At 40.8% G+C, this 13,837-nt stretch carries 14 protein-coding genes; 6 read left to right on the top strand and 8 right to left on the bottom strand.

Features of this window, described 5'->3' with window-relative positions:
• Positions 1–19 precede the first annotated feature (19 nt).
• The 3 genes from myaer_RS10805 to myaer_RS10795 all read left to right on the top strand — a co-directional run bounded on the left by myaer_RS10805 (position 20) and on the right by myaer_RS10795 (position 4,907).
• On the top strand, positions 20–418 hold the full coding sequence (locus myaer_RS10805) for a hypothetical protein (RefSeq protein WP_002779140.1): 399 nt from the start codon (positions 20–22) through the stop codon (positions 416–418).
• Between the two features lie 98 nt (positions 419–516).
• Entirely contained in the window at positions 517–1,062 is a 546-nt protein-coding gene (locus tag myaer_RS10800) for a Mov34/MPN/PAD-1 family protein (RefSeq protein ID WP_046662089.1), read from the top strand.
• Positions 1,063–1,166: 104 nt separating this feature from the next.
• A complete protein-coding gene (locus myaer_RS10795) occupies positions 1,167–4,907 on the top strand; it encodes a WD40 repeat domain-containing protein (RefSeq protein WP_046662088.1) in 3,741 nt (1,246 codons plus the stop codon).
• A gap of 133 nt (positions 4,908–5,040) precedes the next feature.
• Here the strand turns inward: myaer_RS10795 and myaer_RS10790 are convergent, their stop codons facing one another.
• Both myaer_RS10790 and myaer_RS10785 read right to left on the bottom strand, forming a co-directional pair.
• Positions 5,041–7,434, bottom strand: a complete 2,394-nt coding sequence (locus tag myaer_RS10790) for a DUF3769 domain-containing protein (RefSeq protein ID WP_046662087.1) — start codon at positions 7,432–7,434, stop codon at positions 5,041–5,043.
• A gap of 140 nt (positions 7,435–7,574) precedes the next feature.
• Positions 7,575–7,691 carry a photosystem II reaction center protein I gene (locus myaer_RS10785; protein WP_002732356.1) on the bottom strand — a complete coding sequence of 39 codons (117 nt, stop codon included), beginning with the start codon at positions 7,689–7,691 and terminating at the stop codon, positions 7,575–7,577.
• Positions 7,692–8,081: 390 nt separating this feature from the next.
• Here myaer_RS10785 and rsmI point away from each other — a divergent pair, with 390 nt between their 5' ends.
• On the top strand, positions 8,082–8,921 hold the full coding sequence (rsmI, locus tag myaer_RS10780; RefSeq protein ID WP_046662086.1) for a 16S rRNA (cytidine(1402)-2'-O)-methyltransferase: 840 nt from the start codon (positions 8,082–8,084) through the stop codon (positions 8,919–8,921).
• 36 nt (positions 8,922–8,957) lie between these two features.
• Here the strand turns inward: rsmI and myaer_RS10775 are convergent, their stop codons facing one another.
• From myaer_RS10775 to myaer_RS10750, 5 genes are all read right to left on the bottom strand, one after another.
• Positions 8,958–10,127 (bottom strand): LptF/LptG family permease, encoded by a 1,170-nt coding sequence (locus myaer_RS10775; protein ID WP_046662085.1) that lies wholly within the window; start codon positions 10,125–10,127, stop codon positions 8,958–8,960.
• 32 nt (positions 10,128–10,159) lie between these two features.
• Positions 10,160–10,888 (bottom strand): LPS export ABC transporter ATP-binding protein, encoded by a 729-nt coding sequence (gene lptB / locus myaer_RS10770; protein WP_046662084.1) that lies wholly within the window; start codon positions 10,886–10,888, stop codon positions 10,160–10,162.
• A gap of 218 nt (positions 10,889–11,106) precedes the next feature.
• Positions 11,107–11,607, bottom strand: a complete 501-nt coding sequence (locus myaer_RS10760; RefSeq protein ID WP_046662083.1) for an LptA/OstA family protein — start codon at positions 11,605–11,607, stop codon at positions 11,107–11,109.
• Positions 11,608–11,656: 49 nt separating this feature from the next.
• The gene (locus myaer_RS10755) at positions 11,657–12,082 is read right to left on the bottom strand and encodes a DUF309 domain-containing protein (protein WP_046662082.1); all 426 of its coding nucleotides are present in this window, start codon (positions 12,080–12,082) and stop codon (positions 11,657–11,659) included.
• Between the two features lie 9 nt (positions 12,083–12,091).
• The gene (locus myaer_RS10750; protein WP_046662081.1) at positions 12,092–12,451 is read right to left on the bottom strand and encodes a ferredoxin thioredoxin reductase catalytic beta subunit; all 360 of its coding nucleotides are present in this window, start codon (positions 12,449–12,451) and stop codon (positions 12,092–12,094) included.
• A gap of 255 nt (positions 12,452–12,706) precedes the next feature.
• On the opposite strand from myaer_RS10750, the gene myaer_RS10745 reads away from it, so the two are divergent.
• Together myaer_RS10745 and myaer_RS10740 are read left to right on the top strand one after the other, a co-directional pair.
• Entirely contained in the window at positions 12,707–13,006 is a 300-nt protein-coding gene (locus myaer_RS10745) for a DUF1816 domain-containing protein (protein ID WP_046662080.1), read from the top strand.
• Positions 12,975–13,622: a ComF family protein gene (locus myaer_RS10740; RefSeq protein ID WP_046662079.1), complete on the top strand. Its 648-nt coding sequence runs from the start codon at positions 12,975–12,977 to the stop codon at positions 13,620–13,622. Before myaer_RS10745 ends, myaer_RS10740 begins: the two co-directional genes overlap by 32 nt.
• Positions 13,623–13,667: 45 nt before the next feature.
• On the opposite strand, the gene psbX is transcribed toward myaer_RS10740, so the two are convergent.
• Positions 13,668–13,787: a photosystem II reaction center X protein gene (gene psbX / locus myaer_RS10735; RefSeq protein ID WP_002733679.1), complete on the bottom strand. Its 120-nt coding sequence runs from the start codon at positions 13,785–13,787 to the stop codon at positions 13,668–13,670.
• Between the last annotated feature and the right edge of the window lie 50 nt (positions 13,788–13,837).

The raw sequence follows: 13,837 nt of genomic DNA, 5'->3' as shown, positions 1-13,837 counted from the left end.
GATTTTTGGAGGATAAAAAATGATGGAAGATATTGTTTGGAAGATGCAGCAGCGATCTCGCACTCTGCAAGACTATCGTAAAGATATTCGAGGCCTATGGCAAGATGAGGCTGCCAAAACTCTTAACCGTCGTTATCTTGATCCCCATGAAGATGACGATCAGAAAATGATAGAATTTTTGCAAAAACAGGTACAAGGCTTAGAAAAAACCAATGAGGAGTTGGTTAAAGCCAAAGATTATGCTTTAGAGGCTGAACGCTATTCCCAACAAGTTGAACATTTCTTAGAACGAGAAAAACAGGAAGTTAAACAAGCTTATTATTCTTATGATCGATCTATCGAATATTACGGCTTAACTCAAGCAGAATTACCTAATATTCACAGATTAATTCAACAAGCTAATCGCAGTTGTAACTAAAAAAGATATTTATATTACGAAATTTTATTAAAAATAAATGTTTGATAAATATCTATCTTAGACAGAAAAAAAGATGAATAACTAAGAGAATAAAAACAATGTTAAGTTACCAGAATATCAAAACTATTTTTTCCCAGAAATCATTTTTAGCTATTGCAGCTGAAACCTATGAAAGCTATAAAACAGAAACAGGTGGCATTTTTTTAGGAATTAGAAACCCTAATAAATGGTATATTTTAGAAACCTTAGATTCGGGTCTAAATCCTATCTTTCGCCCCGGCTATTTTGAGTATGATAATGCTTATATCAACCACCTGTCTAACAAAATTGCCAGATTTTATCGAGAACCCATAGAAGTTCTTGGACTATGGCATAGACATCCGGGCAGTTTTGATTACTTTTCCTTAACTGATGATACAATTAATAAAAAATATGCTTCTCAACATTCTGAGGGAGCTATTTCTGCCTTAGTTAATTTTGACCCATTTTTTCGATTGACTATGTATCACGTTTCCCTCCCTTCTCAATCTGATTCACGACCCCAATATACTAAGCTTTCTATAGAAATTGGAGATCAATTAATTCCCAAAAATTTGCTAACTATTAAATCTTTATCTGATTATTTGTCAATAGTTAATGATTAATTTTATTCAATCTAGTTACACAAGTATTAACTTTTTTCATACTTAACTTAATTGACGGTGAATAGATTATCAGGCTATAATCCTAAAAAGTGAAATTTCAGACTATGCCCAATCTCAATACCAGTCCTACCGTCAAAAAAAGAATTCTGCTCTTCTTAGAAAGACTATTAACTCATGTTAATAAGGAATCACCAGATCACGAGTATTGGTCGAAATACCTATCCGTCAGGTGGCTCGAAGAAGGTGTATCACACCCTAAGTTAATTATCAATACAACTTTAAAAATATTAACAGATTTTTGTCAGGGAATTACTAAGCAAAAGTTAGGGGCTGCCATTACTGTTGAACAGATGAGAAATGACCTTAAGGTTTTACAAGAATGGGAAATACTAATAGATAATAGAGTCAAAACTAAAGGCGCAGCAAATTTGCACTTTACCCTAAATCTTTGGCATTCATCAACAGAAGAAAATTTGAAAAAATTTGAAGAAGAATGGGATAAGCGTAAATTTCCCAATCTTGAAAACTCATCAGTTAAAACAGAAATAAATTATGATAATTTCGGATTAATTCCTGATATTTCTCAGATTTATGGTAGAGAAAAAGAACTAGAATTATTAAAACAAAAGTTTTTTCAAAATAGTCCCCCGTGTAAAATTATCGGAATTTTCGGAATAGCAGGAATCGGAAAAACATCTCTTGTCTGTAAACTGATTGAGCAAATTCAAGAGGAATTTCCCCGTGTTATCTATTGGTCTTTTTTGAATCCTCCTTTACCCCTAGAATTTCTGGAAAATACAAGTAATATTATTTCACAAAATATCAGTTTTAAGGCAGAAGATAAATTTAAAATAAAACTGATAAAATTTATCAAGATACTAGCCAAATATCGTTGTTTATTATTTTTAGATAATATTGATGCGATTATTGAGCATGAAAACTATCGAGAATATAGCGAAATTTTACAAGCAATTGGTCAGTCAAAGCACAATAGCTGTTTAATTATAACCAGTCGAAAAATTCCTCAAGAACTTGAATCGTTAGTGGGAAATAAAACTTCAACTTATTTCCGAGAGTTACAAGGACTTGACTATCAAACTGGACGACAAATTTTGGGAGATATTGACACCTTTCATGGTTCAGAGGATGAATGGCAATTTTTAATTCAACAAGTCTGTCACGGCAATCCTTTATTCATCAAATCTATCGCTCATCATATTCAACGAGTTCATCATAATAATCTCTCGGATTTTCTTTTAAAAGGTAATCTTCTGATAGAAAAAATCGAGTCTATTTTAAATTCTTACTTTCAGCAACTATCTGATTTAGAAAAAGCGATTATTTTTGAGTTAGCGATTAATCGAAATCCAGTTTCTTTGTCGGAACTAGAACATAATATTATCATTGAACCTGACGGTAAAAGTATCCAAGAAGGGATCAGATCATTATCTAGCAAAATTCTGTTAGATAAAAAAGATGACTACTTTACCATACATCCTCTACTGATTGAATATTTCACTCAAAAAATTATTACCATAGCAACCGAAGAAATCAAAACTGAAAAATTCCAATTATTAAGAAGTAATTCCTTGACTAAAACTACTGTTCCTGATTATCTAAGAAAGATTCAAATTAATGTTATTTTACACCCAATAATCAAGAACTTAATCCATGATTTTCAAGAAAACAATCTGTCAAGCAAACTAATTGATTGTTTAAAGACATTAAAACATCAACCTTCTGGACAAATTGGGGGCATTGCTGGCAATATTATTAACTTACTTAATATACTGAAAAATGGTCATTTAATCGGCTACGATTTTTCCCATATCCCTATTCGACAAGTCGATTTTTCAAACATTAGACTCAACCAAGTAGATTTTTCCTATTCACAGTTTTTTGACTGTATTTTCCCTCAAACTTGTGGCAGTATTTTATCAATTTCTTGCAGTCAGTTTAATCGCTCTTTTCCAAGAGAAGAGCTTTTAGCAACTGGTGACAGTCATGGGATGATTTACCTCTGGAAAGTCAAACAAGATGGAAAATTAGAATTAAGCAAAAGTTTTCCTGCTCACGGAAGTTGGGTGTGGTCAGTAGCCTTAAATTCTGAGGGACAGTTACTAGCAAGTGGGGGACAAGACGGAATTGTTAAAATTTGGTCTATTACAACAGATATATCTATAAATTGTCATTCTTTGCCCCACCCTTCTCAAAAACATTATGCTCCTATTAGAGCCGTTACTTTTAGTGCTGATAGTCAGTTTTTAGCCACAGGAAGTGAGGACAAAACCATCAAAATATGGTCAGTTGAAACAGGAGAATGTCTCCACACCCTTGAAGGACATCAAGAACGAGTAGGTGGTGTTACCTTTAGTCCAAATGGTCAACTTTTAGCCAGTGGGAGCGCTGATAAAACCATCAAAATATGGTCAGTTGACACAGGAAAATGTCTCCATACTCTTACAGGACACCAAGATTGGGTTTGGCAAGTTGCCTTTAGTTCCGATGGTCAACTTCTAGCCAGTGGAAGTGGGGATAAAACCATTAAAATATGGTCTATTATAGAAGGAGAATATCAAAATATTGATACTTTAACAGGACATGAAAGCTGGATTTGGTCAATTGCTTTTAGTCCGGACGGTCAATATATAGCCAGTGGGAGTGAAGATTTGACACTGCGATTATGGTCAGTAAAAACCAGAGAATGTCTTCAATGTTTTAGGGGATATGGCAATCGATTATCATCAATTACTTTCAGCACCGATAGTCAATATATTTTGAGTGGTTCTATAGATCGTTCGATCCGATTATGGTCTATCAAAAATCATAAATGTCTTCAACAGATTAATGGTCATACTGACTGGATCTGTTCAGTAGCTTTTAGTCCCGATGGAAAAACATTGATAAGTGGAAGTGGAGATCAAACGATTAGATTATGGTCAGGGGAAAGTGGCAAAGTAATTAAAATTTTACAAGAAAAAGATTATTGGGTTTTATTGTATCAAGTCGCGGTTAGTCCGAATGGTCAACTGATTGCTAGTACCAGTCACGATAACACCATCAAACTTTGGGATATTAGGACAGATGAAAAGTACACTTTTTCCCCAGAACATCAAAAGCGCGTATGGTCGATCGCTTTTAGTCCTAATAGTCAAATGCTGGTAAGTGGTAGTGGAGATAATTCTGTTAAGCTTTGGTCAGTTCCGAGAGGATTTTGTCTTAAAACTTTTGAGGAACATCAGGCCTGGGTATTATCAGTAAATTTTAGTCTTGATGGAAAATTAATAGCAACTGGTAGTGAAGATCGAACTATAAAACTCTGGTCTATTGAAGATGATATGACTCAATCTTTGCGGACTTTTAAAGGTCATCAAGGAAGAATTTGGTCTGTTGTCTTTAGCTCTGACGGTCAGCGATTAGCCAGTTCAAGTGATGATCAAACGGTCAAAGTTTGGCAAGTCAAAGATGGTAGATTAATTAATAGTTTTGAAGGTCATAAGTCTTGGGTATGGTCAGTAGCTTTTAGTCCCGATGGGAAGTTACTAGCAAGTGGGGGGGATGACGCAACAATCCGAATTTGGGATGTTGAAACAGGTCAACTTCATCAACTCCTGTGTGAACATACTAAAAGTGTCAGGTCAGTCTGTTTTAGTCCCAACGGTAACACATTGGCCAGCGCAGGTGAAGACGAGACGATTAAACTTTGGAACCTAAAAACAGGAGAGTGTCAGAACACTTTACGCTCTCCTAGACTTTATGAACAAACAAATATTAAGGGAGTAGAAGGGTTGAATTATGAAACGAGCAACACCATGAAAATTTTAGGAGCTTTTCTGTCACGTTGAAAAGAAGATAGAAGTTAGTCAAGGGAGTCTCAATGAGAGGTAATCCCGATCTGAAAATCCCTAAAACCCCACACCCCACTTCATAATTCATCATTCATAATTCATCATTCATAATTCACCCTCCCATGTAGTCTTAACGGGTTACTCCATCCACCACCGGACGGACATCGCTGCCCTCAAAATAGCCGGGGTTGCCTGTCCAGTTGAAATCCGACACGCGGATGTTGAGTATTCCCAACTGCAGCACTGGGTTATAGCGCAAAATTAAACTATAGGTGCGACGACTCCATTCGAGAAAATATTCTGTACTGATTTCCTTAGCTTGATCGATACTATAAATGCTCTGGAAACCCACGCGAATCGGACCATATACCTGTTGAGTTATACTATATGAGATTGTTTGTTGATCAACAAAGCGATCGAAGAAAAAGGGTGATTGTCCGTTAACTAAACCCTGACTAAAACTGATATTAAACCCGGTATAGTCGAAAAAATTGCGGGAAAAACGCCCAAACTGTCCTAATAATCCCACGGTTCCCGTGACGGAATTTTGCGTCTCTCCATTAGTGTAATAACTGGTGACACCGGTGACACCAGTGACAAGAGCAATATAGGGTTGAACGGGAAGGGGAGAAAATCTTAAACCTTGGTCGGGGGTCGGTGGTAAAGTAGGGGCAGACCAGAGTAAAAAACTGCGATTGAGGGAGACAGCACCCTGAAAACGGCTTAAATTAGTAACATTATCCGTTGCATTGGCCGCTAAGAGATTACTGCGATCGGTGGGTGCATTAATATTCTGAACAGAAGCTTGATAACTGAGTCTAATATCCGTATTCGGGATGACAATCACAGGTGAGGTCAAAATTGCCCCAAAACTGCTATTAACCGTCTGAAACCCTAAAGAACCGTTAAAGAGACGCTCGCGATAATTGTACTCCACATTGAGCAGATAGGGATCCTGCAACTGTCCGATCGTCTGTTGAAAGCGAATTTTAGAACGAACCGTATTTTCGATCTGTTCCAAATCTAAATTAGAAAAAGAGGCTGTTGCTTGCAAAAACGAGCGCTCACCGAAATTAGTGGCAAAATTGCCCAATAAACCAAAAGCTTTCGGACTAAGGGGCGAAACTTCGCCACCTCCGGGGTTAGCTGAGGGAAAAGCATCGGGATTAAGGACTTTTTGAATTAAATATTGCGGTGTCAACTCAAAAAGAGTCTTCGGTGTCTCCACTAAAGTTAGGGGACTTTCTATGAAAAATCCGCCCCGATCCTCCCCATCATAGCCCGGGGCAATTAAAAAAGGACGACGACGACGGCGATCGAACGTAAGACTATTAATAAAAGTGGGTGCCACTACCCGTTGATCGAAAACCAACTGGGAATTACTCATCCGCAGCTCATCGGTAAAAGGGCCGGTACTGCGAAAAGTGGCGGAATTGGCCCGAACTTCCAATTCAGGGGGGGAAAAAGGGTCATTAGTCAAACGCACATTAGTGGCATTCCACACCTTACCATCAAAATTCAAGCGTTCGGCCTGAAAACGGACACGATTAATCGTTCCCCCCGATGGACTACTAATATTCTGTCGATCGCGCCGACTGGGATCCTGTCCCCCGACGACAAATTGAAAACCCTCTCCCGTGGTGATTCTCTGCAAGGGTTGATTTAATGCCAAACGATCAGTTAGGGTTCCAAAAGAACTACCGGCCCCCACATCCGTGGGCAGCGTTTGCCCTAAATCCCTAGCGGTGCTGGGTTGAAAAATCTCCCCATTAGCATTAAATACCACACCGCTATCCTGGACGAAATAATACTCAAAGCGATCGCCGCGCAGGATCTGATCTCCCCGGGTTAGGATCACCTGGCCCTCCGCTACCGCTAACTTTTCGGGAAGATTAATCTGTAAGCGATCGGCCGTTAGTACACTTTGGGCAAAACGCAGGGTGACATTACCTCTAGCGGTGATAATCTGCCGATTTTGGTCAAATTCCTGCTCATCGGCCACTAATTCTAGGGGTCTTTCCCCTTCTGGATTAACTGCAGCGGTCTGAGCTAGGCTGTTATTGAGGGAAATCAAGTATTCTTGGCTGGTTTTTTCGCCTTTTTTCCGCACTAATATCCGAGTTAAGCCATTTTTCTGGTTAAGAGCTTTTTGATTTAATCCTGAAACTATCTCGGTTTCGGGATGAATGGTGACACCAACGGCTGCGGGGGGTGGAGAATTCTGGACAGAAAGGGGTTTTCCTAAAGCTGCCGCATCCCCCGCACTGCTAGGTAAAGGTTCTAGGGGAATACCCTCATCGGGAACCAAGGGTTTTACCTCGACGGTTTCCGGGGGTGGAGTGACGGTGAGGGGAATAGAAACGCTCTCTTCTGAAGGCTTTTTTGCCTCTAGAGGTGCTGGGGTGACAGGGAGAGGAATTACAGACGTGGGAATATTTTCAGCAACTTGGCGCTCCTCCGTTTCCGGTTCAGCTACAGTATTAATTAGGGCAGGTGGTTCAACAGCTAAGATAAAAAAAGACATGACTGCACGAGTCGGCGATCAAAATAGAGGACGAGCGAACCTCATTGATACTACCACGATCATTATTTCTAGGGAGACAGGGAAAGTTTAATAACTTGTTCCCTGTGCCTTTACCCTAGAACCGGTTTGTTAATTGTCTTCTACTCAAAGTCTTTGCGTCCGGGGTTACGGGTAGGATCGCCAGAAAGGAAGCCAAAGATAAAAAGTAAGACAAAGAAGGAAACAACGATATAAACGGCGATTTTTAGGGTTAACATTACTAAGACGTTCTCCTTAGACTAGATTAATTCAATAACAGGGGTGAGCATACCTTGACCTACTTTACCCCATTTGGGCGATCCCTGAACAGAGAAAAGCGATCGGTCTTCAGTTATCAGTTATCAGTTATCAGTGAGCAGTTATCAGTGAGCGGTGAGCAGATGTGAGTTTTGGCTCTTCTAGGTTCTGTGTGATAAGTTTAACTTACAGAGGATTGATCGATCTTTGTGTCCTTTGTGTCTGGAGTGGTTCGTTCCACTCACTGCCCCAAGACTGTATCTTAGAATACATTTTACCCACCAAACCTGGGAGAGCCGAGTTTTTAGTTTACTGATTACTGGGTACTGATCACTGAAAATACGACTAAATAGCCTATTTTTAGCTAATTTATGAATAATATCGGTAAATTGTATGTGGTGGCCACGCCGATCGGCAATTTAGACGATCTGACTTTCCGGTCCTTGGCAACTCTCAAAAAAGTCGCTCTCATTGCTGCCGAAGATACCAGACACACCGGCAAATTATTACAGCATTTTGATATTTCAACCCCTCAAATTAGTTACCATGAACATAATCGCCTTTCCCGTCTCGATCAGTTATTAAATATTCTCAGCCAAGGTCAGGATATCGCTTTGGTTACTGATGCGGGAATGCCGGGGATTTCTGACCCGGGTTATGAGTTAATTAAAGCTTGTATAGAAGCTCAGATCGAAGTGGTTCCCATCCCGGGAGTAACGGCGGTAATTACTGCTTTAGCGGTGTCGGGATTACCCACGGAAAGATTCTGTTTTGAAGGATTTCTTCCGGGTAAGGAAAAGCTGAAACAAGAGCGCTTAGAGGGTTTAAAAACCGAAACAAGAACGATGGTTTTTTATGAAGCACCTCACAAACTTATTAAGACTTTGGAGGATTTACGCGAAACTTTCGGCCCGACGAGAAAGATAGTTTTAGGTCGGGAATTAACCAAGCTTTACGAAGAAATTTGGCGAGGAACTATCGCCGAGGCGATTAATTTATATCGGGAGAATAAAACTCCTAAAGGGGAATTTACAATCGTAGTTATGGGCAACAATCAGGCCGATAATATCCAATTATCCGATGAGGAATTAAAACGGGAATTAAAACAAATTATCGAAGGAGGAGTTAATCGATCGCAAGCCAGCAGACAATTAGCACAGGTTACTAATTTATCCCGCAGTCGTTTATACAAATTAGCCCTAGAAATTTGATAATTATCAATTTTTATTTCTACCGCTAACCCTCGATTATTTAGCCGATTGAAGTAACAAAATTCCCCCGGCAGTTAATCCTAAAATGTTGGGCAACCAAGCGGCCATCAAGGGGGTTAAAACTCCGCCAATGCCTAAGGAACTGGTGACAAAAGATAGGAGATAATAGGAGAAAATTAGGACAATACAAATACCGAAACTGGTGGCTTTATTAGAATTTTGGGGACGCAATCCCAAGGCTGCCCCAATCATCCCAAAAACTAAACAAACAAAGGGTAAAGATATTTTCTGCTCGATTTGAACCTGTAGTTTTCTAATTTTGGTTGGATTGCCGCTTAATTGCAGTATTTCTAGGTATTCCCGCGCTTGTCTTAGGGTCATTTCTGAACCATCTCGCGCCCGAAAAGCTAAATCTAAAGGGGTACGCGGTAGGGCTAATTGTTGATGTTGAAAGCGGACAATATTACGATAGGAACCCTTAGGATCAATTAGATAAATTGTACCGTTATAAAAATCCCAGATATTTTTTTCAATATTCCAAGAAGCTGATTCTGAGGTAATAATTTGATTAACTTCCGGTTGGGTGCGATCGAGAATGGTTAAACCTAACATTTCTTGACCGTTAAATCTTTCGGCATAAAATAACCTTCTTAATACCGTTTGGGGTTCCCCTCCATTCGCTGGCCGCACTTTGCCGTATTCAGGATAAATAATATTATCTTCAATAAAAGACTTACGATTGGGTCGCAGGGCTTTGGTCATGGTAGCATTAGCTTCATAGCTGGCAGCCGGAGCCACATAATCGTTAAAAACGTAGGTTAATCCCGTCACTATTAAACTTAGCACAATGGCCGGAATTATTAGGCGATAAACACTAATTCCAATACTTTTAAAAGCAATTAATTCGCTATCACTGGCTAAACGACTGTAGGCCATTAAAGCCGCTAAAAGTATTGACATGGGAAAGGCTAAAACGATAAACTCTGGCATTTTTAATAAGAGAATTTTTAGGGCCAAAGTAAAAGGTAAACCCGATTCAGTAATCCGTCGCACTAAATCAAATAAAGTGCCGATCGCCACTCCCAAAGAAGTGAATAAACCCATACCAAATAAAAAGGGCAATAATAACTCGACAAAAATATAGCGGTCTAAGATGCTAAATCCGGGTATTCTACTTAAATTTCCTTGCCAATTGCCAACTTTCATGATATAATTATCGATTTTTTTATTAATAACAATTATCTTAAAAAATTATCACCCAAATAATACTGACGCACCAGAGGATTATTATAAAGTTCTTCGCCACTTCCCGCCGCTAAAATCTGCCCTTCGCGCATAATATAAGCCCGATTAGTGATAGCCAAAGTTTCTCGCACATTGTGATCGGTAATTAAAATTCCCATCTGACGATCCCTTAAACCAGCAATCATCGTTTGAATCTCGGACACGGCGATCGGATCCACCCCGGCGAAAGGTTCATCTAATAATAAAAATCTTGGTCCGTTGACTCCCACCGCTAAAGCGCGAGCTAATTCCGTCCTTCTTCTTTCTCCTCCGGAAACGTAGGCTCCTTTAGTGCGAACAATCTTATCGAGGCGAAATTCTTTTAATAAATCATAGAGACGATTTGCCCGTTGGGAAAAGGGAACTCCCGACTGTTCTAGGGCTAACTGAATATTTTCTGATACAGTTAAATAACGAAAAATACTGGCCTGCTGCGTCAGATAGCCAATACCCAGACGCGCCCTCTGATTAAGGGGTAATTTGGTAATTTCTTTTTGATCGAGCCAAACGCGCCCTTGATTCGGTTTAATTAATCCCGTGGCGATATAAAAAGTTGTGGTTTTTCCCGCACCATTTGGTCCTAATAACCCGACAATTTCCCCCGGGGCAACCGTAATACTCACCCGGTTAACCACGAGCCTTTTACCGTAGGATTTATGGATATTTTCTAATACTAAAGTCATCTTTATCCGGTGTTGGGGTGTTGGGTGTGGGGTGTGGGGTGTTGGGGAAGTGGGGTGTGGGGTGTGGGGGTGTGGGGTGTAGGGTGTGGGCTTCGGCCGTGAGCTCAGCCGAACGGGTGTGGGGTGTGGGAAGAATACTGCCTTTTGCCTTTTGCCTTTTGCCTTTTGCCTTTTGTCTCCCGTCTCCTGTCTCCTGACTCCTGATTCCTGACTCCTAATCACTGCGGGTTAATAATTGGGGCAGCGGGGAGGGAAGGGGAAGGTATGGGTGCGGGTACAGGGGAAGCAGCCGGTGGGGGAGAGGTTTCGTTATCTTTGACTAAATAAATTGACTCCACCTGCTGACTGGTTTGGGGAGTAGCGATAAATCTGCCCTCATCGACTAGATAAGTCATCGTTTCAGCGCGGATACTGTTGCCTTCCTGCAAAACGTAAACGTTACCCGTCATCACTAAACGACGTTCGCGGCTAAAATACTGAGCTTGGGCGGAAGTGGCCTGCATTTTGCGGGCAGGATAGAACACTTGTACGTTACCACGAGCGGTAATTACGCCCGTTTTTGAGTTTGCCTCCTGAATATCCGATCGCACTGTCATGGCATTACCCGGTACAATATTCTGCTGTGCCTTGACTAGGGGAGAAGTACCTAATCCCATGACTAAGCTAGTAGAAACGAGGGTAACTAGCCATCCTCTGATTTTTGCGGATCTTGCTCTCATAGAAATGTCACCTATAGACGTAATTGTATTGACTAACTAATCTAGCTGTTTAGAGGACGGGATGACTTTTGAGGATTTTCGGCAGAGAACAGATAGATCGATCGAAGTGGGGATGAGGATGTTCCTGATTGCTTTTCATCGCTTCTAGCACTGCCGGTAAAGCTTGGGGATCGAGATTCTGTAAAAAGTTTAATAGATCCAAACTCTCCCCGACCAAATGCGTCACGTTGATCCCCTCGTAATCGGGTTGATAGTGTTGTAAACGTCTAACCCCTTCTCCCAAAAGAATTACCGCCCCGCGCCAGTTATTATTTTCCAGATGGTAGCAAGCGACAGCAATCTGCAAAATGCCTTGATAAAAAGTTTTTTCAGGCTCTGCGGACTCCATCCACAAAGCCTCTAGGGTATCATGACAAGCATAGAATTGCTGGCGATTAAATTCGTCGATTCCTTGGCCAAAAGCGGTAGCTGTCATTACCCTAAACTAATGCCCCTTCATCGATTCGCGGACTTCTTGGATATAGTCGAGGGGAATTGTCTGTTCTTCTCCGGCAAACTCGTTATCGGGGGTAATAAATAGCATACAGTGACATTCTTTCCGTTCCCGCATCGGTACACAGGGACAATTCCAAAAAGTATTTTTTACCTCCGCTTCTTTGTCTTCGTAGTGACGACAGGGACATAAAGGAGCGCCTAATTCGTCCTTATGACGCGCTAATCCCTCAATTACTACGGCTGTCACCGAGAGATCGCTACAGAAATAGGTATTTGTACCTTTAGCGTACTGTTCGGCAAACTTCTTCATGGCCTCAAGACTCTTATCCGTGTTTGCGATCTGGCTCATAGTTATCTGATCCCCTTAGCTTTCTACAAAAAAACTTTTTACTATCCTATCTCGATCCGCTTCCCCTTGGCCGAGGGGAATTTTTAGAATCTCTTTTGATTTTGCGAGCGATCCCCTTGTTAATCTAATACGATAAAAAGACTCTCTTGGGCCAGAAGCTCTATTTTTTGGCCAGCAAATCGGAATTATGGGGGCAAAGTTCCTAAAAACCTGTCCTTGATTCCCGCAATCCCTCTACCCGATCAATACCAGAACATGATTTTATCTTTCTTGCAGACAAATAAAATTTCTGACGATAACACGCCTTGGTGGCTGAAAATTACCTCCCTTTATCCCCACTGTATCTACTATTTTGGTCCCTTTGCTTCTTTTGAGGAAGCACAAGAGCATCAGGGGGGTTATCTACAAGATATAGAGTCCGAAGGAGCGCAAGGAATCAGTATTTCGATCGAGCGGAGTAATCCCCATTATTTGACCGTTTTTGACGATGGAAATCAGCATCTAGCTAAAAATTTTGCTTCCCATGCTCGAACCTTTTCTCGCTTTATTTCTTAAGTCTCCCTGTCCTCTCTGTCAACGGCAGAGCGATCGAGAGCTTTGCCGTGATTGTGAGGGACAATTACAGTCCTATCGTCAGAATAACCCGCTTTTTCTCTGGCGTGGTCCTATTCCCCTGTTTATCTGGGGACGCTATGAAGGTAAATTAAAACAGGCGATCGCTAAAATGAAATATGATCGCCATCCCGCTCTCGGCTCTTTGCTAGGCAGTTGCATGGGGGAAACTTGGCTCCTTCGTCCTCCCCTCACCGATAAACGTTTGACGGTGATTCCCATCCCTCTCCACCCAGAAAGGTTAAAGGAAAGAGGTTTTAATCAAGCAGAAGTTATTGGCGAAGGTTTTTGTCGTTTAACCGGTTATCATCTGGCTAGTCGCGGATTAATTCGGATTAAGAACACGGCAGCTTTATTTAGTCTGGCAGGCGAGGAAAGAAAAAAGACGATGCAAGCGGCTTTTCAATTGGGAAAAAATTTACCCAAATCAGTGCCGATTCTCTTAATTGATGATATTTATACCACGGGAACCACGATCGAGGAGGCTGTGCGGGTTTTACGCACAGAGGGATATCGGGTAATAGGGGCGATCGCTGTTGCCAGTTCCAAAATTAGCTAAAATGCCCAGACGGAATCGGTCTAGGCATTTTAGGGTTAAATTAAATTAAGTCCGTTTGATCTTGTCGTATTGACTGATGAAAATCAAACCGATAGTGGCGGGGATCAGGACGATAACCGCACCTAAAACAAGGCTCCAGAGAAAGTTAGCTAAAGAGGGTGTCATGATAGATAAATCCTTTGTCATATTTTCAAAGACTTAGTTTTTTATCTTAT

It is taken from the genome of Microcystis aeruginosa NIES-2549 (assembly GCF_000981785.2).
GTDB lineage: Bacteria > Cyanobacteriota > Cyanobacteriia > Cyanobacteriales > Microcystaceae > Microcystis > Microcystis aeruginosa_C.
Note: the sequence above shows the minus strand (reverse complement) of the source record. Positions and strands in the feature narration are given on the sequence as shown.